This is a genomic window from Halomonas sp. PA16-9 (assembly GCF_009728585.1).
Classification (GTDB): Bacteria; Pseudomonadota; Gammaproteobacteria; order Pseudomonadales; family Halomonadaceae; genus Vreelandella; species Vreelandella titanicae.
The window spans coordinates 1,398,944-1,420,782 of the sequence record NZ_CP040452.1 but is presented as its reverse complement, the minus strand read 5'-3'; the positions used below and the strand labels follow the sequence as shown (position 1 = coordinate 1,420,782).

Genomic DNA, 21,839 nt, shown 5'->3' with positions numbered 1-21,839 from the left:
GCAGCTGGGCCTACAATAGTTTCTGTATGCTGACGTGTTAAGGGTAAGATGTGACAATAAATAGCGATAATGCGACAATGTCGCTGCCCAGTGATATAGCGTTCATCCTTGACCCTGCTCGTCCTGTATTGACCCATGCTCGCAGTATGCAGGCGGAAACCGGTGTCTTGCCTCACGCCCACCCACGCGGGCAATTGCTGTGGGCCAAGCGGGGTGTGCTGCGCGTTACTAGTGAACAGGCGGTGTGGGTTGTACCCTCTACCCACGGTGTATGGATACCCGGTAACTGCAACCACCAAGTGAGCTGCGAAACGCTGGTGGAAACCCGCAATCTCTACATTGACCCTACTTACCCGGTACGCGATCAGGACACCCAGGTGGTGATGGTGGCGATGACCGCGTTGATGCGCGAGATTGTGCTCAGGCTAAACGATTCTCCGAAGTGTAGCGGCGATGCCAGTACCGCTCGCCTAGGCTTAGTCGCTATTGATGAGCTCAATAGCCTATCCGCCGCGGACTTGTCGCTACCTGCTGGTACTGACCCGCGGTTGCGGCGCATTATTAGCCACATGGTTAGCCACCCAGACACCCGGCATATATTGGGCGAGCTGGCCAGCTTAGCTGGGGCTAGCGTGCGCACCTTGGAGCGGTTATTCAAGTCCGAAACCGGGTTGACCTTTCGTCAGTGGCGCACCCGTTTCAAGCTGATGAACGCGCTCGAAGCCTTGGATAGAGGCGAAAGTTCAACCGCTGTGGCCTATACGGTAGGTTATAAAAGCACCAGCAGTTTTGTGGCTGCCTTCAAAGCAGAGTTTGGCTATACACCCCAAGTCCACGCTCGCCGACTGTGACCTGACCCACGTCAAGACGTCAACAGACCCTAGCAACATATTGCTAGGGCATGGCGGACAACAGGCCCTTAACTCATGAATTCACCCCCTTCATGCCCTCCGGTGTATAGCGCTCTCCGATGACCGGAAGGCGAGCAGTGGCCGCCTCAAGCTGTTGCTGCTCATCGGTGGTCAGGGAGATGGACGCCGCTGCCGCATTCTCTTCAAGGTAGCGCAGCCGCTTGGTGCCGGGAATCGGCACAATGTTATCGCTTTTGGATAGCAGCCAAGCTAACGATAGCTGCGCCGGAGTGCAGCCTTTGAGCGCTGCCACTTCGCCGATCACGTCGGCGATACGGCGGTTGGCACCCATGGCCTGTTCAGAAAAGCGTGGCAGGTTAGGACGAAAATCGTCTTCGCCGAAATCGCTGGTATCCTGAAATCTGCCCGTCAAAAACCCCCGGCCCAGAGGTGAGTAGGGCACGAAGCCGATGCCGAGTTCCTTGCAGGTGGGCAGTACCGCTTGCTCCACGTCCCGCGTCCACAGCGAATACTCGGTTTGCACGGCGGTAACCGGGTACACCGCATGGGCACGGCGCAGGGTATCAGCGCTGACTTCGCAGAGGCCAATGTGGGCAATTTTTCCCTCTTTCACCAGCTGCCCCAAGCCCTCCATGGTCTCTTCAATGGGGATTTCCGGGTTAACGCGGTGGACGTAGTAGAGATCGATTTGCTCAACACCCAGCCGCTTCAGCGACGCCTCGCAGGCTTGCCGGGCATAGCGGGCGCTGCTGTCCAGGCTGCGTTGGTATTCGCCGGGGTTGCGCACAATGCCAAACTTGGTGGCGATACGCACCCTGGGCTTGTGGCTGGCGAGAAAACGACCAATTAACTCCTCATTATGGTGTGGCCCATACATATCTGCCGTATCGAAAAAGTTGATCCCCAGCTCCACCGCTTGGGCCAATACTCGAAGCGATTCGCTATCGTCTCGGGGGCCATAAAACTCGCTCATTCCCATGCAGCCTAAGCCAATGGCGGAAACGGTTAGGTCGGTTCCGAGAGTACGTTTTTGCATGCTATGTCTCCTGTCATTACTTACGAAACCATGGCTCATCAAGAGATCGTGAGCCGTTTTCGAGCGCTTGTTGAAACGCGCAATAACAGCGTGGCACTATCCAATAATGAAAAAAATTAACGATTTCGGTAAGCCGTTTTCAAGTTTTGAAAACCAGATGCCCCGTGGTTGGGTATGGGATGACACACGAGCCTTTCTGGCGGTGGCCCGCCACGGCACTTTGAGCGGCGCGGCAGCGGAACTCCATCTGGGGATCGCGACGCTCTCCCGGCGTATCGAGCGGCTCGAAAAAGCCTTAAAGCTTCCGTTGTTCGTTCGTCAGCAGTCGGGCTATCAGCTTACCGAGGAAGGGGCCGGGCTAATCGAAAAAGCCGAAGCGCTGGAAGCCGCTGCAGCTGCCTTCTCCAGCGGAGGCGCACTCGCTACGCAACTGAGCGGCAGGGTGCGTTTGGCCACCGCTGAAAACCTTGCCACGTCGTTGATTCTGCCTGCATTGCCACAATTTTATGCTCAGTACCCAGGCATCACACTTGAGCTGGTGACCGATATCACCACCGTTAATCTGCACCGCCGCGACGCCGATGTAGCACTTAGAATGGTCAAGCCCGAGCGGGGTAATGTCACCCTTCGTCGCCTTGGCACCCTGGGTTTCGGGCTATATGCCAGCCCCAATTATGTAGCGCAGCGTGAGGCTCTCCACGATGCTGGCAATTACGACACCGACGCCTTTATCACCTGGGGCGAAACGCAGGCGCACCTGCCTGCCGCCCAATGGGTTGAGCGGGTTCTGCAAGGGCAGGAACCGGCGTTAACCACCACCTCGCTGGCGACCCAGCTAGCGGCGGCGAAAGCGGGGCTGGGGATAGCGGTGTTGCCGCATTTTCTGGCGTTGGAGGCTGGACTGGTGTGTGTCGCTGAGGATATTGGCGTGGATCAGCCCATCTATCTCGTTATTCAGACGGATCTCACCCAATCAGGCCGTACCCGGGCCGTGGCGGACTTTCTGACTGAGCTGGTGGCCAGTAACCGCAAGCGCTTGAGTGGGTGATATAGTCACTAAGTTTTCACTTTTTATCCGACAGGCCATCCATGACACCCACTGATATTGGCAGCGCCTACGATCAGATCACCCACCTCTGGGAAAGCGAAAAATTCAATCTCGCTAACGGGATAGAGGCGCACAAAAGGGCGCTTTCGTTTGTGAAGGGCCGAGGAAAGGCACTCGATATCGGTTGTGGGTGTACCGGCCGCTTTATCGACTTCTTGCAACAAGAAGACTTTACGCCTGAAGGCGTGGATATTTCCGATGAAATGCTGCGCCTCGCTAAGCAGAAGCACCCTGACGTGACCTTTCACCACCAGGATATTTGCCAGTGGCAGCCGCTGGAAAAATACGACTTTATCACCGCCTGGGACAGCATTTGGCATATTCCGCTAGTGCAGCAGGAAAGTGTGATGACCAAACTTATCGGAAGCCTGAATAAAGATGGGGTACTGATCTTCTCTTTCGGCGGTACCGACGAACCTGGTGAGCATACCGATAGTTTTATGGGGCCCGAGGTCTACTACTCTACGCTTGGCACAAACGGCTTCGTATCCTTATTGATGAAGTTAGGCGCGGTGTGCAGACATCTGGAGTACGATCAGCACCCGGAGTTGCATACTTATTTGATAGTGCAGAAAAGGTAGCGTCGTGCTTTTCATCAATTAACTATTATCAGGACTGATCGTAATGTCCGCCGATGGCAAAAATATAAATAGCTTTGTCATCGAACCGGTAGATCAGCCGATCTCTTTGTGAAATGCGCCTTGACCACAAGCCAGAAAGATTGTGTCTGAGTGGCTCGGGTTTTCCGATACCAGCCGTTGGATCGTCAGAGCGGAGCATTTCTTTTAAGAGTTTGCAGAGCGCTTTATGCAGCTTCTTATCTGTTTCACGCATTTTTTCATAGGCTTCCCACGTACGGCCCTCAAATACCAGTGATCTCATTCATCTGCTCATTATCAGGTTGGTATCCTTGACCACGACTATGGGTATCTAGAGAAGCCGCAATTTGTTGCATGAGGTCTCGGTTCTGAAGCACATGCAGCGTTTCTTGCTCTCTTTCCCAGTCCTCAGCGCTAATCACCACAAACGCCTCTCCGGCACGACGGGTTACTTTTAAGGGTTCGTGCCGGCTAATCACTTGTTCTACTACGCTTTTCAGGTTGTCTCTGAATTTGTTAACACTAATAATATCCATAACGTCACCATAATGTACGGAAATTCCGTACAACTATATCTCACTAGCTCCGACAAGGCCAAGCGCAGCGATAGCTTTATCGCTGCGCTTGGCCTAGATTTCCTGAATTCATAGTTGCACGTGCTGGTAATATTGTGCAGCTAATAATACTTTGTCTGCATGATGTTGCTGTCTAAAAATCTGCTAATGGTCGATGTGAATGGTCAGTCCCTCTTTCCCCATAGCAATATGGTCAGCGAGTATATTTTGCTGATACTCCCCACCATTTTGCCGCCGGAATGGAATAGGGGATTCATTAAAAAGATTTTCGAGGCGTAGACGCCAAGCGGCTAGCTCCTTCGCTACGCTGACTTTCGAAAGTTTGCCGGTGCCATACACGGCATGGGTTGGCAGTACATCCATACCTGGGAAAAACAGGGCGCCGTGGGTGATGGGGAATAGCAATTCCTCCAAGGGGCCATTAATACCTCGGGGTGAATAGTCCTCCGCTGGGCCACCCACCATTACCGACAGTAATGCCCGTTTGCCTTTGAGAATACCGTCTCCATAGCGATAACGATTGCCTTCATCTTTGTATCCGTAAGCAAATCCATAGGCGTACACCCGGTCTATCCAGCCTTTGAGAATGGCGGGCATACCAAACCACCACAAGGGAAAGTGGAATATGACGGCGTCGGCGGCAAGCAGCTTGTCCTGCTCTGCGGCGACATCCTGCGTCTGCTGGTGAGTGGCATAGGCGTGCTGCGACTCTTGAATAAAGCCTAGCCGGTCATTGTTTATACGGTTGGGGAAATCGTGCTCATCAAACGTCGCTTTCCAACCCATGCCATATAGGTCTGACTGCAGCACGGTGTGGCCTTGTTGCTCCAGTATTTGTACCGTTTCAGTTACGAACCGGCGGGTCAATGATGTGGGTTCTGGGTGCGCATACACCAATATGGTCTTGGACACTCTAATGCTCCTACAGGCGAATTTACTTGGTGGATACGCTAGAAATTGTGGGCAAGAATAAGCTATCAATGAAATTAATAGTTTTATGATCTACTATATAAAATATGGATAATAAAAGACTGGATCTTAATTTGTTGGTGACCTTAGAGGCTTTGCTTGAAGAGCAAAATGTCACGAGAGCCGCCGCACGGCTGCATCTTAGTCAGCCTGCCGTCAGCGCTCAGCTGAGCCGCCTTAGGGATATGTTCAACGACCCGCTGCTCATTCCGGCTCACCGCGGGATGATGCCTACCACCAAAGCGTTGGAGTTACTTACCCCACTACGTATTGCACTGGATCAGGTGCGAGAGACGCTGATAACGCACCAGCACTTTGAACCTGCCCAAGCGTCGCTGACCATTACGATTGCATGCACCGATTACCTTCAAGCGGTCATTGGATTGGCGGTCATGAACGAATTAAGGCGTCAAGCACCTGGCATTAGAATCGCCATACGTAGTCTGGAGCCACCCAGGCTGGAAGCTCAAATGGCACGGGGTGAAGTGGATCTTGCACTCATGACACCCGAAGAGGCGCCCAAGGTTTTACGAATCAGGCCGCTGTATGATGAGAACTATGTGCTGGTTGGGTGCTGGAATCACTCACAGCTAAGTGAAGAAATGACGATTGAAGAGTATGTCCAGCTCGAGCATGTAATCGTTTCGCTCAGCGGAGGCGATTTTTCCACTCAGGTGGATCAGGTCTTACAAACATTGGGCTATAGACGCAATGTTGTTCTGTCGACATCTTCATTCCTGTTCGTCCTTGAGATTGTTGCTCACTCACGTTTTGTAGCACTGGTGCCGCGGCGTTTAGTTGCCCAGCGTTCCGACCTTAAAATTGTTGAATCCCCCATTAAATCACTGGGATTCAAAGTCAGTATGGTGTGGCATGAGCGCAATCATGGTCATAGTGCGCATCGTTGGGTACGTGAGCAAATAGAGCGCACCCTTTGCGCGAAATAAACGTTGATCAAGCCGTCATATTAGCAGCGTCCAGCCCCAACTCCCGCTTAAGCCACTCTGCCAGTGGCTCGCTGCGGCGGCTATCGGCTTGGCTGGGCAACCACAGGCACAGCCGGGCGGGGGTTTCGATACTTCCCCAGGGCGCAACAAGCCGCCCGCTCTTAAGGTCGTCTTCCACCAATAGCCTAGGAGCGATGGCGATACCCAGACCCGCCACAGCCGCTTCCATCAAGTAGTAAAGATGATCGAACCTCTGGCCTCTGCTTAGCGCCGCCTCAAGCTCTGCCAGCTCCAGCCCTTTGGCAGTGGCCCACTGCGGCCACGCCTGGGGGCGGGAAGATGTATACAAGAGCTTATTGGCAAGTAGAGATCCAGGCTTTGTTGCATCGCACTGGGCCGCCAGCTGCGGGCTTGCCACCGCACATATCTGCTCTTCCATCAGCTCGAATACCTCAACACCTGTGGGCCAGGGTGGCTCGGCAAATGCCAGGGTGGCGCTGGCATCCGTTTGCGTGCCCGGCTGCTCGCTTTCACTCACCACTACCTGCAGCTTCAGTTGGGGCAGCTCGCGGTGCAGGCGATCCAGGCGGGGAATTAGCCAGCGCGCCAGCAGGCTGCCAGGGCAGGCCAGGGTGAAAGGCGCCTCTTCAACATCACGTTTGAGCGCTGCGCAACTATCCTTCAAGCGTGAGAACGCTTCACCCACACCACTCTGCAGCCGCTCACCGTGTGGTGTCAGCACAATGCCACGGCCCGCTTTGGTAAAAAGCGCCACGCCAAAATGGTCATCCAAGCTCTTTAACTGGCGGCTAACAGCGCCGTGGGTAACGCTTAGCTCCTCGGCAGCGGCAGTCACACTACCCAGCCGGGCGGTGGCTTCAAAGGCGCGCAAGGCGCTAAGCGGTGGCATGCTGTTTTGCATTAATACGTGACTCCAGCTCACATGTTGATGACATCTTATCGATTTTTATCCCGGCCTGCTTGCGCTACTTTCATTGCATTGTTTGATAACGCATTCAGAGGTCATGATGAATCAACCTGTAGACGTATCCCAGAGCCTGCCCGATGCCAACGGCTTATTTGGCAGCTTCGGTGGCCGCTTTGTTGCCGAAACCCTAATGCCGCTGATCCTAGAGCTGCAAGACGAATACGCCACTGCCAAGAACGACCCTGAGTTTCAGCGCCAGTTGGCTTATTTCCAGGGTGACTATGTGGGGCGGCCCAGCCCGCTCTATTTTGCCGAGCGGCTGACCGAGCACTTTGGCGGGGCGAGTATTTACTTAAAGCGCGAAGAGCTGAATCACACCGGCGCGCACAAGATCAACAACTGCATTGGTCAGGTGTTGTTGGCCAAGCAAATGGGCAAAAAGCGCATCATCGCGGAAACCGGGGCGGGCATGCACGGCGTGGCCACCGCGACCGTGGCGGCGCGCTTTGGTTTGCCGTGTGTCATCTACATGGGCGCCACCGATATCGAACGTCAGCAGCCCAACGTATTCCGCATGAAGCTGCTGGGCGCGGAAGTGATCCCTGTCACCTCGGGCACCGGCACGCTGAAAGACGCCATGAACGAAGCGCTGCGCGACTGGGTAACGAATGTCGATGACACCTTCTACATCATTGGCACCGTGGCTGGACCGCACCCGTATCCTGCCATGGTGCGCGACTTCCAGGCCGTGATAGGCCATGAAACCCGCGCCCAAATGCTCGAAAAGCAGGGCCGCCTGCCGGATTCGTTAGTGGCCTGTATTGGCGGCGGTTCAAACGCCATGGGGCTGTTTCATCCTTTCCTGAATGACCTCGACGTGAAGATGATTGGCGTAGAAGCGGGTGGCAAGGGCGTTAAAAGCGGACTACACGCGGCCAGCCTGAATGGCGGCACGCCGGGGATACTGCACGGCAACCGCACCTACCTGCTGCAGAACGAGGATGGCCAGATTATCGACGCCCACTCGATTTCCGCCGGGCTGGATTACCCCGGTATCGGGCCGGAGCACGCATGGTTGCACGAGCAGGGGCGGGTCGAGTACGTCTCTGCCACGGACGACGAAGCGTTGGAAGCCTTCCAGGTCTGCTGCCGCCAGGAGGGCATTATTCCCGCCTTGGAGACCGCCCATGCCCTGGCCGAAGTGGCCAAGCGCGCCCCCAGCCTGCCCCGCGAGCACTTAATGGTGGTGAACCTCAGCGGCCGGGGTGACAAGGACATGATGAGCGTGGCCCATCACCTTGGTGAAAAATTCGGGGTTGAACAGCTATGAGCGCGACACAGGAGAACGTCATGACCCATACCTCTCGTCTTGAATACTGCTTTGCTTCCCTCAAGCAGCAAAACCGCCCGGCGCTGGTCAGCTATCTCACCGCTGGCGATCCGGACGCCGAGTCCTCCCGCCGCCTGCTGCACGGGTTGCCAGAAGCGGGGGTGGATATCATCGAACTCGGCATGCCATTCAGCGACCCGATGGCCGATGGCCCTGCCATCCAGAAAGCCGCGCTGCGTGCCTTGAATAACGGTCAAACCCAAGCCAAAACGCTGGAAATGGTGCGTCGCTTCCGTGAAGAAGACAGCACCACGCCCATTGTGCTGATGGGCTACTACAACCCCATTTACTGCTACGGCGTCGAGCGCTTCTTGACCGATGCCGCCAAGGCCGGGGTAGACGGCCTAATCGTGGTAGACCTGCCGCCCGAGCACGACGAAGAGCTCTGCCAGCCAGCGGCACAACACGGCATTGATTTTATTCGCCTGGCCACGCCGACCACCGATGCCAAACGCCTGCCCAAGGTGCTGGCGAACACTTCCGGGTTTATCTACTACGTCTCCGTGGCGGGTGTTACCGGTGGTAATGCGCCGACGCCTGAGAAACTGGAAAACTCGGTTGCACGGCTGCGCCACCACACTGATCTACCCATTGCGGTAGGCTTTGGTGTTCGCACCGCCGAACAAGCTGCCACCATTGGCCGCTATAGTGATGCGGTCATCGTCGGCTCCGCACTAGTCGATTGTATCGAGCATGCCAACACGCCTGATGACGCCGTTGATCGAGTACATGGTTTGGTCAGCGAATTGGCTGAAAGCGTCAGGGGGTGTAGAGAGGTGAGCCAACCAGCGAAAGCCGCAGTGTGAAGCTGCTTTAGTTTGTGACGGTATTGGCTGCTAGCCATCCCGTTGGCTCTTCCAGGTTAATAAAAAAACGTGTTTTGGTTGCTTACTGAATATTTTCTTGTTCAAGTGAACAAAATATTTAGATTCGAGGCACTTCGTGATGAAATCGGTAGGCTATGCGTACCTGCATGAGCATTTAGCCTTGGGGGTATGTGCGCCCGTTTACCCTGCGCGGGTGCGCCCCGTCACTCGCATTATGTTTATGGAGCGGGAGATTGCAGTACCTGCCGGGCGAGCACCAGACGCGTCACTGCTCGGCCATCTGCTTTTTGCCCTTAAACATGAGGGGATTGACCTTGCCATTCTGGCTGGCGTTTTGCCGCACTTGCCTGAATCAGCACTACAGGACGCCCTGCAAGCCTCGCCAAATGGCATTTATCTAAGAAAATTGGGTTATCTATACGAAGCGTTGGTAAAGCGCCTACCGTTCGATATAGCCGTCAGTGGTCGAGCGGTACCGTTATTCGACCCTGACCGCTATATCACCGGCCCCGCAGTACGTGATAGCCGCTGGCGAATAGACTTCAACGGGTTGGGAACGCTGACGTATTGTGCAACCGTTCGGCGTACAGCGGAAATCGCCGCACTACTTGAAGAAGATATCCTAACCCAGGCCACCACCTTTATGGCCTCGTTGCCCCCTGGAATGCTCGATCGAGCGATTCAATGGGCCTATCTCAGCGAAACCCAGTCCTCGTTTGCCATTGAACAAGAGTCACCATCGCCTGATAAGCAGCAGCGTTTTATGCAGCTATTGCACCAAGCCCATGAGCGTAAGCCGCTAACGCAAGCGTATCTTGTCGAACTGCAAAATAGCACTATCAGCAATCCTTTCGACAAAGCCGCAGCATTTCGCCACGAACAGAATTACTTGCATAACGGATTGCGTGGCGCGTTAGGGGTCAGCTATTTACCGCCACCGCCAGAGCTTTGTGACGCTTTAATGGATGCACTGATGGGTTGGGCCAATCAACTGTCGGAAAGTGATTCAGCAGCAGTTCCCGCGCTGGTCGCAGCAGCGGTACTTTCTTTTGGGTTTGTTTTTTTGCACCCTTTTATGGATGGAAATGGGCGCATCTCCCGTTTTCTTATGCACCATACGCTATGCCGAATGAATGGGCTTCTTCACGATAATCTTCTGCCTATTTCGGTTGCCATGAAGCGTTATGAAGCTGATTACCTGGCAGCGTTAGAAGCATTTTCAAAACCTGCCCGTGAGCATTGGCGAGTAAGCTGGATCGATGCCGACCAATACGAGTTTGAGTATCTGGGTATTGATGCGCTCTATCGTTATTGGGATGCCACTAACGCCGTGGCTTTTACCCTGAAAATGGCAAAAGTAGCGCTGGAAGATGAGCTGAAAGCAGAAACGCGCTACCTCGCATGTTTCGATCGCGTCTATGCAGTGGTGGATGCAACGTTCGATATACGTGGAAGCGATTTAGCACGCCTGTGATGATGTGTTTAAGTAATCAAGGACGCCTCTCAAACAATCGGCGTAAACAGTTCCGCTACCAAGTTCCTGACGAGGTGTTGGATGCCATTGAAGCAGAAGCGCAAGATGCACTTGAAGAGCACAAAAGCCCGTGAGAGTAGTTTGAAAATCAATTATCAGTGCTTTGGGTATCCAGGATTGAGCCAAACCTTTGCGAGCGATTAATCTAAACACTTAGGCAGTGAGCCTAATGCGCATGAGGGGTCTCAATTTGAGCTGATAGAGGCGATTTTTATGAATCTAACCACATTGCTGCTTTTTATCCCTGCCTGTTTTGCCCTCAATATGGCACCTGGGCCTAACAATCTGCTGTCACTGACCAATTCCAAGCGTTATGGCGTTAGGGCTGCTTGTCTAGCAGGTATTGGGCGGTTGGCAGCGTTTGTTGGCATGATTACGCTGGCTGCTACCGGTTTGGCGACGCTGCTTTACACCTCTGAAAAGATTTTCCTGGTCATCAAGGTAGTAGGTGGCCTCTATCTGATATGGCTGGCGTATCAATTATGGGGTGCCGACAGCACTGAAAGCGATGACGGAGACACCCAGCCCAAGAGCCTGTTTGAGCTGGCGCGACAAGAGTTTCTGCTTGCCGCCGGTAACCCAAAAGCCATCCTGATTTTTACTGCATTCCTGCCGCAGTTTGTGGAGCCCAGCGGCAATGTAGGGCAGCAATTTATAGTGCTAGGTGCGCTGTTTTTGCTGCTGGAATGGGTAGCGATTGCAGGTTACGCCTATGCAGGCAGCTTTTTAAGCCACTGGTTTTCACGCCCCGCCATGCGGCGTTTATTCAACCGCGGCTGCGCAGGCTTATTGGCCAGCGCAGGAGTAGGGCTATTGCTTGCTAAAAAAGAGTGAGCAAGCTTTAACATGGGAGAGAGCTTTAGCTCGTGACCTTCCCAGGCTGTCTATAGACGTTGGGATAGCGAAAAGATAATAGGTGATATACCTTCAACTTGATGCATTAATAAGGTAGCGCTATGAACATTCAAGAGCTTGTTAGTGAAGCAGAGTCATTACCCGTTGAAGAGCGCGTAAGAGTAGTCGATGCGCTGCTGCGTAGCCTCAATTCTCCAGAATCAAGTATCGACAAGCAGTGGGTCGATGTTGCCCAAAGTCGTTTAGACGACATTCGGGCGCGTAAAGTAGCTACTGTTTCAAGTGAGCAAGAGTTTGCTAATTTGCGCGCTAGAATGCATTTACATTGTGAGCCAAATTACGGGAAGTAATCAGCTATAAGTTAGGTTTCCACTTCCGCAATGACGGATTAATAAAAATAGCCTTTTTGCCGCTAACTAAATATTTTGTGGCTGAAGTGAACAAAATATTTAAAGGCGAGGCGTGTTGAAATGAAACCCAGAGGCACACGCGGCACCACTATCGCACTCGCTCAACTACCCGTAGTAAAAGGTGCAGTGGCCGAGAACCTTGAAATGCACCTTGCCTATATTCAGAACGCCGCCGTGCGAGGGGCCGATCTAGTAGTGTTCCCTGAGCTTTCGCTGACCGGCTATGAGCTTGAGCTATTAGAGCAGCTAGCGTTGCTGAAAGATTCAGAGGTGTTCGACACACTTTCCACAGCCGCTGTTGCCCATAATATCGTCGTGATAGCAGGCTGTCCGCTCATTAGTGAAGGCAGAAAGCCGCAGATAGGGGCAGTTATCTGCTTCCCGAGCGGCGAGCGAGCATTCTACGCAAAGCAGTACCTGCACGAAGGGGAAGCGGTTTACTGTTCGACTGGTAACGAAAGTTATCTATGTACGGTTAACGGTACTCGAATAGCCTTGGCCATTTGTGCAGACTTCGCCAATCCCTCCCATGCAGAAGCGGCATCCGCCCAGCAAGCGGAGGTATATATTGCCAGCGCGCTGATATCTGAAGCAGGGTACGAGGTCGATGCGCAGCTACTCGCTGCCATGGCGAAACGCCACCAGTTCCCGGTGCTACTTGCTAACCACATTTCCAACACAGGTGGCTGGCAAACCTGCGGCAAAAGCGGCGCCTGGAAGGTAGATGGTGAACTCGCGATCACTGCTGACGGCACTGAAGCCTGCATTGTGATTTGCGCTATAAACGGAGGCGCACTCGACGCCTCGCTAGTGACCAATTTACCTATCGAGAACAGCTGCCCAGTGGGCTAGCCCGCCCGCTTTATGATGGGTGTGCGTCAAGCGAATCCTTCGGTGCCTCGCGGCGGTCATTCATTCCGTAGTCCCGGATGACGGAAGCGACGCGGAGCCGGTAGTCGGCAAAGATATCCTGCCGGCCCGCTTTCTGGACGGAACGGTGAGGTTCGAACGTGCGCCACTGCTTCACGGCTTCTTCGTCCCGCCAAAAGGAGAGCGACAGGATTTTTCCAGGATGTGTGAGGCTCTCGAAGCGCTCAATCGAGATAAAACCGTCGATGCCTTCCAGGTGTTGGCTCAGTCCGCTGGCAGCATCCAGGTAGTCTTGTTTCCGATCCGAATGCGGTAGTACTTCAAATATCACGGCGATCATAAAACACTCCACGGATAGACAGATTCAACGCCCAGTGTGCCGTCTACCACCTCAACGAAGCTACGCTCCTCCTTGAGAATAAACTTCTTCTCTTGAGCCATGGTGAAGTTCTCATGCCCGCCTTCGTCAGACTTAAGCCGGGCGCGGTAGGCCTCATAGGTAGCCAGACTATCGAATGCGATCAGCCCCCAGGCAACATTGTTAGTGCCCTCGTAGGAAGAAAATAACCGATAAGGTGGCCACCGCACCGGGGTATGATTTTTCCCCAGTTCTCGGCGTACGCCTTGAAGGTGTCGCGTTGGAAGGGATCGATCTCGTAGCGGATAAAGCAGGTAATGCTCATAGGGGTATCTCCTTGAACGATAGCTAGGACGATACCGCGTTGTCGGCCCCTGGTGGTTCGACTAGAATCGAACCATGAGTGAAGGCCCTAACATTGTGCGCGTTGCAGCGCTTATCGGCGATAACGCTCGGGCGGAGGTTCTCTCCGCCCTGATGTCTGGTCGTGCGCTGACGGCGACCGAACTGGCGGACACGGCCGGTGTTACCAAGCAGACCATCAGTTTTCACCTTGGCAAGCTGCTAGACGCAGGGCTGATCACGGTGGAGCAGCAAGGCCGTCACCGCTATTTCCGGCTGATGGGTCCGGAGGTGGCCAGTCTCCTGGAGTCGCTGATGGGCCTCGCTTACCGCAGTGAGGGGAATCGCCTTGTTACAGGGCCACGCGATCCCGCCCTGCGCAAGGCCCGTATCTGTTACGACCACCTTGCCGGGGAGTTGGGTGTTTCAGTGTATGAACATATGCTGCGAACGGATATCCTTCATCAGCACCCGGGAGGGCTACAGATCACTGAGCAGGGAAGGGTGTGGTTTAATCAATTTGGCATCGATACAGACGCGCTTGCTTCTTCAAAACGCTCATTTTGTAGGGAGTGTCTCGATTGGAGCGAGCGCAGGCATCACCTAGCGGGCGCGCTTGGCAGTGCGCTGCTTACCCGAATTCAGGCGCTTGGCTGGGCGAAGCGAGAAAAAAATTCTCGCGTTATCGTATTCAGCGCCCAAGGGGAGAAGTTGCTGTCGGCAATGCTCGCACCGCAGAGTGCGCCAACGGTTTCAGCCCAACAAGCCGCTGTCACCTTTTAAGATTCTATAAAACTGAGAGAAATAATGGGAAAGCTCTTTTCACTGATTATATTGTTAGCGCTTGGCTATGCCGGTATTTACTTCTATTACGGCGTTGTCGTTGAACGGGAAGTTCAGCAGCAGTTGGATGACCGCGGCCTCACCGCAGTTAGCGTGGATAACATTGAGTATGGTGTGCTGGCGCCCATTAACACGACTGCGAATATTGAAGTGAGCGTCACTTATCGCGGCTCTCAGGCGACGCTAGATTTGATAGTGCAGGGCCATCCCTTATTCTCTGATGAAGTAAGTGTCGAATTCGACGGCTTACAAGCCCTGCGACTGGGGATCAATTTCGGGCAGTAAGTGGTACCCACACATGCTCAACACCAATCGAAAGCGCCACGGCCACCAGCAAAGCTGCCATCAGCCAATTAAAGCCCTTAACGACGCCTGGTTTTTTAATACGGCTGCCCACCACGCTGCCAATCACGATATAGCTGCCGGGGGCGCCGGCGGCTAACATCGACAGCCCTAATGCCCAAAACATCAAGCTAAGCCCATGAATGTCAGCGGCAGGAAACTGCAGTGTGGTAATAGGCAGGGTGGCCACAATGGCTTTAGGATTAAGCAGCTGCATGACCAGCCCATCACGATAACTGACTAGCCGCGGGGCGTTGTCTGGCTCGCTTATATCAACACTTGAACGGGCAATTTTGCTCGCGAGATAAACAATATAGGCGCAGCCCAAGGCGCTCACCACGATGAGTGCTTCATCATCGATCCATGCAGCACCCGCCCAACCTAATACTAATAAGTACGCCAGCATCGCAGTACCCACGCCAAGGCAAAACCCAACCGACTGCCTGCTTGCCCATTGATGCCAATATTCAAGCCAAGCAGATTCACAGGCCCAGGCGAATACATAGCGCCTAGGGCATAGGCGACAATTCCTAACATGGTTAAACCTCTATGCTGGTATTTAGGTGTAAGGGTCTGTCGAAAAGTCGGCGAGCGCAGGCAGTTTTCGTGCAGAGCCTAGCGTGCGATATCACGCTGGTACTGATGGGGCGTCATGCCATAAATTCGCTTAAAGCGGCGATTGAAATGGCTGAGATCGGCAAACCCATAGCGCAAAGCGACCTCTGTTAGGGAAGCACCTAGGTCTAGCGCCGAACGGGCCGCATTGATTCGGCAATTAATCACATACTGATGCGGCGTAATGCCGTAATGCTGACGAAACAGGCGTAAGAAGTGGTACTTGGAGATATGCGCCGCTTGGCTGATGTCATCCAGGGAGATATCCGTATCCAAGTGGGCGTGAATATAATCTTTCGCCAGGCCCAGCAGCGCATCGGGGCGGGTGAGCACCTGGTTGGGCTGAGAAATTCCGCCGAGTTGCACAGTACGCTCGATTACCTGATAAAGCGCATTCTCCTGATCGATACAGCTACCAGAGTGAGAAGTGACTAAGCGCGCCAGTTCCAAAATGGCATTGCGTAGCCGAATGTCCTGAACAAGAGTGTTATTTGAGCGAAAGTCCGCCGTGCGCTCGTGGCCCAGAGCATCAGCAAACAGGGCATTAACCTGCTCGGGATGCGCATATACCATCAGGTAATCCAGTGAGCGCTCTCCGCCCGGTTGGCCGTCGTGAACTTCTTCTGGATTGAACAAAATAACGTTGCCCGGCGGGCTACGATGAAACTGCCCGCCGCTGAAGAAATCCTGACGTCCCGCCAGCGTTACGCCGAAGGCATACTCCTCGTGGGCATGACGGTCGTAGCTGAAATCTTCAATGGCCGCATGAAGCACCGTCAGCGTTGGCACGTGCTGGCTCTTGATGAATTGAAACCGGCTTGCGTTACTCATGCCGCCCCCTCCTGATTAGTCACACCACCTAGCTTATGCCAACCCGCGCCCGGATGCTTGTACATAATTGCTAATCGGCTGCGGGGGAAGGAGGCGAGATAACCGACAACGATGCATTGGCATCTATTGCGCTATCGAAAGGTAGCCATGCGAAGGGATTTAGCAGTTGAACCTTCAGCCATCGGTCGAGCGCGTGAGTGTCTCCCATTCACTTATTTCGTCGGCAAGCGCCGACAATTTGCCGCGCACCAGCGCTAGTGCATCGCTTCCCAGCAGCAGATGCTCCGGCGGCGTGTCGCTGGCTATTGCGTCCAGCATTGCGCGAGCTGCCTTTGCCGGATCGCCAAATTGCTGACCGCTTTTCTCGACGCGGGCATTACGAATCGGATCAAATAGCGCGTCGTAGTCGGAGATCGAGCGCGGCGAGCGGGACATCGAGCGACCAGCCCAGTCGGTACGAAACGAGCCGGGTGCCACGGCAGTGACATGAACATTGAACGATTTCACTTCTTTGCCAAGCACCTCCGAAATACCTTCCAGTGCAAATTTACTACCACAGTAATAAGCGATGCCTGGCATCGTGATGAAACCACCCATAGACGTGATGTTGAGGATATGTCCGCGCCGACGTGAGCGCATGTATGGCAACACAGCCTTTGTGACGGCAACAGCTCCGAATACGTTCACGTCAAACTGCCGACGCATTTCGGCCAATGAGGATTCCTCCAGGATACCTTCATGGCCATAACCGGCGTTGTTGACGAGAACATCGATTTCTCCGACGTTTGCCTCTATCTCGGCCACTACCCCATCGATGGCATCGAAGTCGGTCACATCGAGCACACGGCCCACCGCTTTCGCCGGATCGAGTGCTTCAAATGCCTGCTTGGCCCGTTCGCTACGTACCGTGCCGACCACCTGATGGCCGGTAGTAAGTGCTTCCTGAGCCAGCGCCCGGCCAAAGCCGCTACTGACGCCCGTGATGAGTAAAAGTTTGCTGGTAGACATGCAAATAGCTCCTGTGTATCAGTGGAAGATGCACATTACCTCTTTGTATTGCCTTCTTTCAGGCATAAAATTCTTATATTATTGCCTATTCTGATAATTCCAGTCGGTATCACGTGAAAAAGACACTTTCCACTCCGCAGACGGCTGAACAGCGGCACATGGTGACGCTGCTTCAGGCGCTGGCGCCGGAAGAAGGATACAACCTCACGGCCCTGCCCGACGTGCGCATCCTGCGTTCGGATCGTTCCTTGTCTCGTACTCCCGTGCTGTACGACCCCGGTATCGTGATTGTTTGCCAGGGGAGAAAGCGGGGTTATTTCGGCCATCAGGTTTATCTTTACGACGAGCAGCACTATCTGGCGGTCGCGGTGCCGGTGCCCTTCACGATGGAAACCGAGGCGACGCCAGAACACCCACTGCTAGCCATATATATGCATCTGGACTTTCAGCTCGCCGCGGAGCTGATGATCCAGATCGACCGCCATCAGTCTCCTACCCAGAAAAACGTGGCCCAAAGCCTAATGTCCAGTCCCATGGATGCTGCGTTGCGGGTGTCCGTGACACGTTTTCTCGAAACGATGAGTCAGCCGCTTGAGGCGGAGATTCTCGGCCCGCGCTGGTGAGAGAACTGTATTTTCGCGTGCTCACCGGTGCGCAGGGCAATGCCATGCGTGCGGCGCTGGCAATGCAGGGGCAGTTCGGGAAAATCGGCAAGGCGTTACGCCACATCCACGCGACCTACGCTCAGCCGCTTAACCTGTCGCAACTGGCTAGCGAGGCTGGTATGAGCGTTCCGACGTTTCTTAATCACTTCAAAGCCATTACGCACACTTCACCCATGCAGTACGTTAAATCCACGCGACTGCATCAAGCACGACTGCTGATGGTTCGTCAGAGCATGACGGCAGAGGCCGCTTGCCACGCCGTCGGCTACCTGAGTGCTTCGCAATTCAATCGGGAGTTCAAACGGCTTTTCGGATTGACGCCAGCTGCCGAAACGAAGCGAATGCGGGAGAACTTCGCGCTACCGACTGCTTTCACCAAGTCGGATTACGTCTCGTCGCATTGAGGTTGACTTGAGTTTAGTCACAACGCCGCCATGCGCAGGCTAATGAGTTGCGCTCCCAACGCAAATAGCACCGTTAGTGCTGGCTCTTGATGAATTGAAACCGGCTTGCGTTATTCATGCCGCTCCCTCCTGATTAGTCACGCCACCTAGCTTATGCCATCGCTACCTCTCAATGCTTGTACATAATTGCTAATCGGCTGTGAGAATAAGCGCTCAGTGTCAGGTTAGTGACCAGGTAGATTATGATGGGGGAGCTAACCTCGCGAGCCTTTGCGGTTGTGCAAAACCGGCGTGATAACCTTGGTGCTATATGTAAAAAGAAGGAGAAGACGTGCATCAGTTAGCGGCTCAATGGATAGTGGGGGTACTGAGAGATAGAAATATCCCTTTTCAAATCTGCGGAGGGCTCGCAGCAAAGGGGTATGGATCTAAACGAGCGTTGAACGATATTGACCTGTTCGTACCCGGCGAGCATTTTGCAGCTGTGGTGCAGGCTGGCCAAGCGAACATATCCAAGCCCGCCACGCACTACTGCGAAGAGGGCTGGGATTTAACCTATGTCCAGTTCAAGTATGAAGGCATTAAGGTGGAAGTTGGCAACGCCGACGGCGCGCAAATTTTTGATGCAGCCAGCCAGGCCTGGGTGCCGCTCAATATTGATTTTGCCCGCTATGAAACAGTGAATTTACTAGGCCTGGAGCTTCCTTTGATGTTCAAGGATGACTTGATCCGCTATAAGTCGGTGCTCTCAAGACCGGTCGATATCGACGATATTCGCGCCATAAGATAGGCAATCTCCATTTCACCATCGCCCTCAAGCGACGGGCACAGTGCCGCCATCGATCACGTACTCCGTTCCCGTAATAGTGGCCGCCAGCGGTGATGCCAGAAACCCAATCAAGTTGGCCACTTCTGCAGGCTTCGAAGGGCGGCCAATCGGGATGCCACCCAGCGAATTCATGATGATCTGCTTGCCGCCTGCGTAATCGGTGCCTGCCTCTTGGGCAATCCGCTCGGCTAGCGCAACGGCGGCTTCCGTCTCGATCCAGCCCGGCGACACCCGTACCACGCGCACCCCTTTGGGTGACACCTCTTTTGACAAGCTCTTACTATAAGTGGATAGCGCCGCCTTGGCAGCCGCATAAGCCGTGGTTGATTCGGGCAGGGGAGTTCACGCTGAATGGAGGTCACGTGGATAATCACCCCATCGCCTTGGGCCAGCATGCCGGGCAGCAGGGCGCGATCCAGCCGCACGGCGGGAAACAGGTTGATGTCGAGCTCTTGCTGCCACTCCTCCTCCCCAAGGGCAGCGAACCCGCCGCCGGGGGCGGATGAACCACCCAGTACGTGAACGATAATATCGACGCCACCCAAGCGTTCGTTGACCGCATCGGCTACCGTGGCACAGCCTTCGGCCGTCGTCAGGTCAGCGGTTACAAACAGCTCATCGGGCAGGTCGGCGGGGCGAGTACGGGCGGTTGTTAGCACTTGCGCGCCTTCCTCGCGAAAGAGTGCCACCGCGGCCGCGCCAACCCCTTGGCTGCCCCCGGTGATCAATACGCGTCGCCCGTTCAAGTTCAGGTTCATTAGTGGATCTCCAATGACTGGATTTGCGACTCGGCAAGCTGGAAAGCGTGGTCAAGTTGAACCGGGCTGCCGGGGAAGTTGCCGGTCACGGTGGCGGTAACCACCATCGTGTTGCCTTGTTGGGAAACACTGACCGGCTCGACGCGATACTCAATCTTGTCGCGGGTGGCGCGCATCCAGGCTTGAATAGCGGGTCGCCCGCGGTGCGTCTCGCCTTCGTCGAACACACAGGCATCTTGAGTGAAGCAATCCGCAATGTGGGTGGCATCCGCACCGTTGCTGATGCTGAAGTAAGTAGTGATCGCGTCTGGCAGTGACAAACTCATGATGGTCATCTCTCGCAGGGGGTAATATGCGAGAATCTTCTGCCTAGACTGACGCGTTATCAAGAACGCACAAAAAGGTAAGTGGCTCACCCATGAGAAAGCTTTATACGCCCGCTACCGCCGCAAGCGATGTGGAAAATGTATTAAAAATGCTGGAAGGGCGCTGGAAGCTCATTATTCTCTTTCATCTCTTCGATGGAAAAGTGCAGCGCTACTCCGATTTAGGAAAACTCATCCCCGATATCTCCCAGAAAATGCTCGCCCAACAGCTGCGCCAGCTGGAAGCGGATGGCATCGTGGCACGCAAAGTCTATCCCCAGGTGCCGCCGAAAGTGGAGTACCGCCTGACCGAATGGGGGCAAACGCTCTGCCCGGCGCTGGATGCCTTATTGAAATGGGCAGAGCAGAGGGATCACTTCAACAACCCTGACGAGCAGAACGAACAAAACGATGCCGCCACCCAATGAGAACCGCCTGATGCACTACCGCATCATGACCATCAACGACGATGACGCCGCCATTGCTCTGTAGAGCGAAAGTGAAGGCGTGCGGCTGCACGATGCCGAGTAACGCTCCAGTGAAGCTTGCGGGGGCGGGTCTCAATAGCACCTATTCTTAGCTGCCCATACGCCTTCCCTGGCTCTAAAGATGTCACTCGTTTTTTCACTGACATATATGGCTGACGAAAGTGGAAACTGGCGGTTGCCGGCAAGCGTCTCCGGGCAGATGACGCTCAGGTTCTTGGCCAGCCCGGCATCACTGACCGGGATAGCACACAAGTGCCCGCTCGGATCTCCGCTTCGACGCAAGCCGCCAGCACCAGTGATACGCCCAGGCCTGCTTTGACAGCCTGTTTAACCGCTTCGGTACTGCCCGTTTGCATTGAAACCTTCGGGAACGGCCCTCTTTCGCCGAAGAAACTCGCCAGCAACCGGCCCGTACCTGTTCCGGGTTCACCGCCCAGCAGGCTCTTCCTGCGAGGGTTTTCCGGTCTATTTCATGCCATTCCGCACAGGGTGATCGGGTGAAGTAATTAACACCACGGGCTCCTGTCGCCAATCCATTGCCTGGAAGCCAGATTTCGGGTGCCACCACTCCATCACCGCTATATCCAGCTCGCCGCTAGTCAGTTGTCTAGCAATGTTAGGATTGTTATCAATCACAAGATCCAGCTCAGGTACCGCCGGAATGTTCTTGAACGTGCTCACGTAGGGCTGGAGCATGTAAATACCGATGTTGGAACTTGCCCCTACGCGTAAACGCGTACCGCTAACGACTTCTCGAGCACGCTCGTCCAGTTGCAACATACTAAGCGCAAGCGGCATAAGCGCCAGGGCTGCTTTTGGTGGGCTCGCAACCCGTTTTACTGCGGCGTATCAACAGGGCACCTAGCTGTTCTTCGAGCTTTTGAATGTGCTGTGAAAGCGTGGGTTGTGCGATACCGAGAGCTTGGGCGGCGGCCTGAAAACGTCGGTGCTGAACCAGTGTGGTAAAACTTTTCAGCCAGACCAAGTTCAGCATGGAGTTGTCTCAGTGATAGTGGGCGAATTAGCCGCATCCTGAGGCATTCTCCTTGTAACGCTTGAAGAATGTTGTCG

The 21,839-nt window shown here is 54.4% G+C and carries 28 protein-coding genes and 3 pseudogenes; 16 read left to right on the top strand and 15 right to left on the bottom strand.

The window, feature by feature from the left end; translation table 11 throughout:
• Nucleotides 1-50: 50 nt before the first annotated feature.
• A complete protein-coding gene (locus FDY98_RS22950; RefSeq protein WP_027960076.1) occupies nucleotides 51-851 on the top strand; it encodes an AraC family transcriptional regulator in 801 nt (266 codons plus the stop codon).
• A 73-nt stretch (nucleotides 852-924) separates the two neighbouring features.
• On the opposite strand, the gene FDY98_RS22945 is transcribed toward FDY98_RS22950, so the two are convergent.
• Nucleotides 925-1,908, bottom strand: coding sequence for an aldo/keto reductase (locus FDY98_RS22945; protein WP_027960077.1), 984 nt, complete (start codon nucleotides 1,906-1,908; stop codon nucleotides 925-927).
• A gap of 106 nt (nucleotides 1,909-2,014) precedes the next feature.
• Here FDY98_RS22945 and FDY98_RS22940 point away from each other — a divergent pair, with 106 nt between their 5' ends.
• Nucleotides 2,015-2,956, top strand: a complete 942-nt coding sequence (locus FDY98_RS22940) for a LysR family transcriptional regulator (protein ID WP_027960078.1) — start codon at nucleotides 2,015-2,017, stop codon at nucleotides 2,954-2,956.
• A gap of 41 nt (nucleotides 2,957-2,997) precedes the next feature.
• Entirely contained in the window at nucleotides 2,998-3,597 is a 600-nt protein-coding gene (locus FDY98_RS22935; RefSeq protein ID WP_027960079.1) for a class I SAM-dependent methyltransferase, read from the top strand.
• A gap of 28 nt (nucleotides 3,598-3,625) precedes the next feature.
• On the opposite strand, the gene FDY98_RS22930 is transcribed toward FDY98_RS22935, so the two are convergent.
• From FDY98_RS22930 to FDY98_RS22920, 3 genes are all read right to left on the bottom strand, one after another.
• Nucleotides 3,626-3,898 (bottom strand): Txe/YoeB family addiction module toxin, encoded by a 273-nt coding sequence (locus FDY98_RS22930; protein WP_022522593.1) that lies wholly within the window; start codon nucleotides 3,896-3,898, stop codon nucleotides 3,626-3,628.
• Entirely contained in the window at nucleotides 3,879-4,151 is a 273-nt protein-coding gene (locus tag FDY98_RS22925) for a type II toxin-antitoxin system Phd/YefM family antitoxin (protein ID WP_027960080.1), read from the bottom strand. The genes FDY98_RS22930 and FDY98_RS22925 overlap by 20 nt, the downstream gene beginning before the upstream one ends.
• Before the next feature lie 183 nt (nucleotides 4,152-4,334).
• The gene (locus tag FDY98_RS22920) at nucleotides 4,335-5,102 is read right to left on the bottom strand and encodes an NAD(P)H-dependent oxidoreductase (protein ID WP_155706231.1); all 768 of its coding nucleotides are present in this window, start codon (nucleotides 5,100-5,102) and stop codon (nucleotides 4,335-4,337) included.
• A gap of 104 nt (nucleotides 5,103-5,206) precedes the next feature.
• Here FDY98_RS22920 and FDY98_RS22915 point away from each other — a divergent pair, with 104 nt between their 5' ends.
• Nucleotides 5,207-6,106 (top strand): LysR family transcriptional regulator, encoded by a 900-nt coding sequence (locus FDY98_RS22915; RefSeq protein ID WP_027960082.1) that lies wholly within the window; start codon nucleotides 5,207-5,209, stop codon nucleotides 6,104-6,106.
• A 7-nt stretch (nucleotides 6,107-6,113) separates the two neighbouring features.
• Here FDY98_RS22915 and FDY98_RS22910 read toward each other — a convergent pair whose 3' ends face one another.
• Nucleotides 6,114-7,028, bottom strand: coding sequence for a LysR family transcriptional regulator (locus FDY98_RS22910; protein ID WP_027960083.1), 915 nt, complete (start codon nucleotides 7,026-7,028; stop codon nucleotides 6,114-6,116).
• Between the two features lie 106 nt (nucleotides 7,029-7,134).
• Here FDY98_RS22910 and trpB point away from each other — a divergent pair, with 106 nt between their 5' ends.
• From trpB to FDY98_RS22880, 7 genes are all read left to right on the top strand, one after another.
• On the top strand, nucleotides 7,135-8,364 hold the full coding sequence (trpB, locus tag FDY98_RS22905; RefSeq protein ID WP_027960084.1) for a tryptophan synthase subunit beta: 1,230 nt from the start codon (nucleotides 7,135-7,137) through the stop codon (nucleotides 8,362-8,364).
• Nucleotides 8,365-8,384: 20 nt separating this feature from the next.
• Complete coding sequence (gene trpA, locus FDY98_RS22900) at nucleotides 8,385-9,230, top strand: tryptophan synthase subunit alpha (RefSeq protein ID WP_035538784.1); 846 nt, start codon at nucleotides 8,385-8,387, stop codon at nucleotides 9,228-9,230.
• Between the two features lie 139 nt (nucleotides 9,231-9,369).
• Nucleotides 9,370-10,725: a Fic family protein gene (locus FDY98_RS22895; protein WP_340146955.1), complete on the top strand. Its 1,356-nt coding sequence runs from the start codon at nucleotides 9,370-9,372 to the stop codon at nucleotides 10,723-10,725.
• Complete coding sequence (locus FDY98_RS28915; protein ID WP_340146954.1) at nucleotides 10,725-10,859, top strand: hypothetical protein; 135 nt, start codon at nucleotides 10,725-10,727, stop codon at nucleotides 10,857-10,859. Before FDY98_RS22895 ends, FDY98_RS28915 begins: the two co-directional genes overlap by 1 nt.
• 139 nt (nucleotides 10,860-10,998) lie before the next feature.
• Complete coding sequence (locus FDY98_RS22890) at nucleotides 10,999-11,619, top strand: LysE family translocator (RefSeq protein ID WP_027960087.1); 621 nt, start codon at nucleotides 10,999-11,001, stop codon at nucleotides 11,617-11,619.
• A gap of 122 nt (nucleotides 11,620-11,741) precedes the next feature.
• Nucleotides 11,742-11,990, top strand: a complete 249-nt coding sequence (locus FDY98_RS22885) for an addiction module protein (RefSeq protein WP_027965502.1) — start codon at nucleotides 11,742-11,744, stop codon at nucleotides 11,988-11,990.
• 120 nt (nucleotides 11,991-12,110) lie between these two features.
• Nucleotides 12,111-12,902, top strand: a complete 792-nt coding sequence (locus FDY98_RS22880; RefSeq protein ID WP_027960088.1) for a carbon-nitrogen hydrolase family protein — start codon at nucleotides 12,111-12,113, stop codon at nucleotides 12,900-12,902.
• 10 nt (nucleotides 12,903-12,912) lie between these two features.
• Here FDY98_RS22880 and FDY98_RS22875 read toward each other — a convergent pair whose 3' ends face one another.
• On the bottom strand, nucleotides 12,913-13,260 hold the full coding sequence (locus FDY98_RS22875) for an antibiotic biosynthesis monooxygenase family protein (RefSeq protein ID WP_027960089.1): 348 nt from the start codon (nucleotides 13,258-13,260) through the stop codon (nucleotides 12,913-12,915).
• A complete protein-coding gene (locus FDY98_RS22870; protein ID WP_340147100.1) occupies nucleotides 13,257-13,529 on the bottom strand; it encodes an NIPSNAP family protein in 273 nt (90 codons plus the stop codon). The genes FDY98_RS22875 and FDY98_RS22870 overlap by 4 nt, the downstream gene beginning before the upstream one ends.
• A gap of 148 nt (nucleotides 13,530-13,677) precedes the next feature.
• On the opposite strand from FDY98_RS22870, the gene FDY98_RS22865 reads away from it, so the two are divergent.
• Both FDY98_RS22865 and FDY98_RS22860 read left to right on the top strand, forming a co-directional pair.
• A complete protein-coding gene (locus FDY98_RS22865) occupies nucleotides 13,678-14,403 on the top strand; it encodes an ArsR/SmtB family transcription factor (RefSeq protein WP_027960091.1) in 726 nt (241 codons plus the stop codon).
• A gap of 24 nt (nucleotides 14,404-14,427) precedes the next feature.
• Entirely contained in the window at nucleotides 14,428-14,748 is a 321-nt protein-coding gene (locus FDY98_RS22860) for a hypothetical protein (protein WP_027960092.1), read from the top strand.
• On the opposite strand, the pseudogene FDY98_RS22855 reads toward FDY98_RS22860, so the two are convergent.
• The 3 genes and pseudogenes from FDY98_RS22855 to FDY98_RS22845 all read right to left on the bottom strand — a co-directional run bounded on the left by FDY98_RS22855 (nucleotide 14,732) and on the right by FDY98_RS22845 (nucleotide 17,259).
• A pseudogene (locus FDY98_RS22855) lies at nucleotides 14,732-15,342 on the bottom strand (LysE family translocator). The gene FDY98_RS22860 and the pseudogene FDY98_RS22855 overlap by 17 nt on opposite strands.
• A 78-nt stretch (nucleotides 15,343-15,420) precedes the next feature.
• Nucleotides 15,421-16,251, bottom strand: coding sequence for a helix-turn-helix transcriptional regulator (locus FDY98_RS22850; protein ID WP_027960094.1), 831 nt, complete (start codon nucleotides 16,249-16,251; stop codon nucleotides 15,421-15,423).
• 174 nt (nucleotides 16,252-16,425) lie between these two features.
• Nucleotides 16,426-17,259, bottom strand: coding sequence for an oxidoreductase (locus FDY98_RS22845; protein WP_155706228.1), 834 nt, complete (start codon nucleotides 17,257-17,259; stop codon nucleotides 16,426-16,428).
• A gap of 158 nt (nucleotides 17,260-17,417) precedes the next feature.
• Here FDY98_RS22845 and FDY98_RS22840 point away from each other — a divergent pair.
• Both FDY98_RS22840 and FDY98_RS22835 read left to right on the top strand, forming a co-directional pair.
• Nucleotides 17,418-18,328: pseudogene (locus tag FDY98_RS22840) on the top strand (AraC family transcriptional regulator N-terminal domain-containing protein).
• A gap of 439 nt (nucleotides 18,329-18,767) precedes the next feature.
• Nucleotides 18,768-19,118, top strand: a complete 351-nt coding sequence (locus FDY98_RS22835) for a hypothetical protein (protein ID WP_235976030.1) — start codon at nucleotides 18,768-18,770, stop codon at nucleotides 19,116-19,118.
• Nucleotides 19,119-19,142: 24 nt separating this feature from the next.
• Here the strand turns inward: FDY98_RS22835 and FDY98_RS22830 are convergent.
• Nucleotides 19,143-19,915 (bottom strand): annotated as a pseudogene (locus tag FDY98_RS22830) (SDR family oxidoreductase).
• Nucleotides 19,915-20,241, bottom strand: a complete 327-nt coding sequence (locus FDY98_RS22825) for a nuclear transport factor 2 family protein (protein ID WP_022522620.1) — start codon at nucleotides 20,239-20,241, stop codon at nucleotides 19,915-19,917. Before FDY98_RS22825 ends, FDY98_RS22830 begins: the two are co-directional and overlap by 1 nt.
• A gap of 92 nt (nucleotides 20,242-20,333) precedes the next feature.
• On the opposite strand from FDY98_RS22825, the gene FDY98_RS22820 reads away from it, so the two are divergent.
• On the top strand, nucleotides 20,334-20,708 hold the full coding sequence (locus FDY98_RS22820) for a winged helix-turn-helix transcriptional regulator (RefSeq protein ID WP_022522621.1): 375 nt from the start codon (nucleotides 20,334-20,336) through the stop codon (nucleotides 20,706-20,708).
• A gap of 266 nt (nucleotides 20,709-20,974) precedes the next feature.
• Here the strand turns inward: FDY98_RS22820 and FDY98_RS28910 are convergent, their stop codons facing one another.
• From FDY98_RS28910 to FDY98_RS28900, 3 genes are all read right to left on the bottom strand, one after another.
• On the bottom strand, nucleotides 20,975-21,172 hold the full coding sequence (locus FDY98_RS28910; RefSeq protein WP_340146953.1) for a LysR substrate-binding domain-containing protein: 198 nt from the start codon (nucleotides 21,170-21,172) through the stop codon (nucleotides 20,975-20,977).
• Between the two features lie 61 nt (nucleotides 21,173-21,233).
• The gene (locus FDY98_RS28905; protein WP_340146952.1) at nucleotides 21,234-21,566 is read right to left on the bottom strand and encodes a LysR substrate-binding domain-containing protein; all 333 of its coding nucleotides are present in this window, start codon (nucleotides 21,564-21,566) and stop codon (nucleotides 21,234-21,236) included.
• Nucleotides 21,550-21,762, bottom strand: coding sequence for a LysR family transcriptional regulator (locus FDY98_RS28900; RefSeq protein ID WP_340146951.1), 213 nt, complete (start codon nucleotides 21,760-21,762; stop codon nucleotides 21,550-21,552). The genes FDY98_RS28905 and FDY98_RS28900 overlap by 17 nt, the downstream gene beginning before the upstream one ends.
• Nucleotides 21,763-21,839 lie beyond the last annotated feature (77 nt).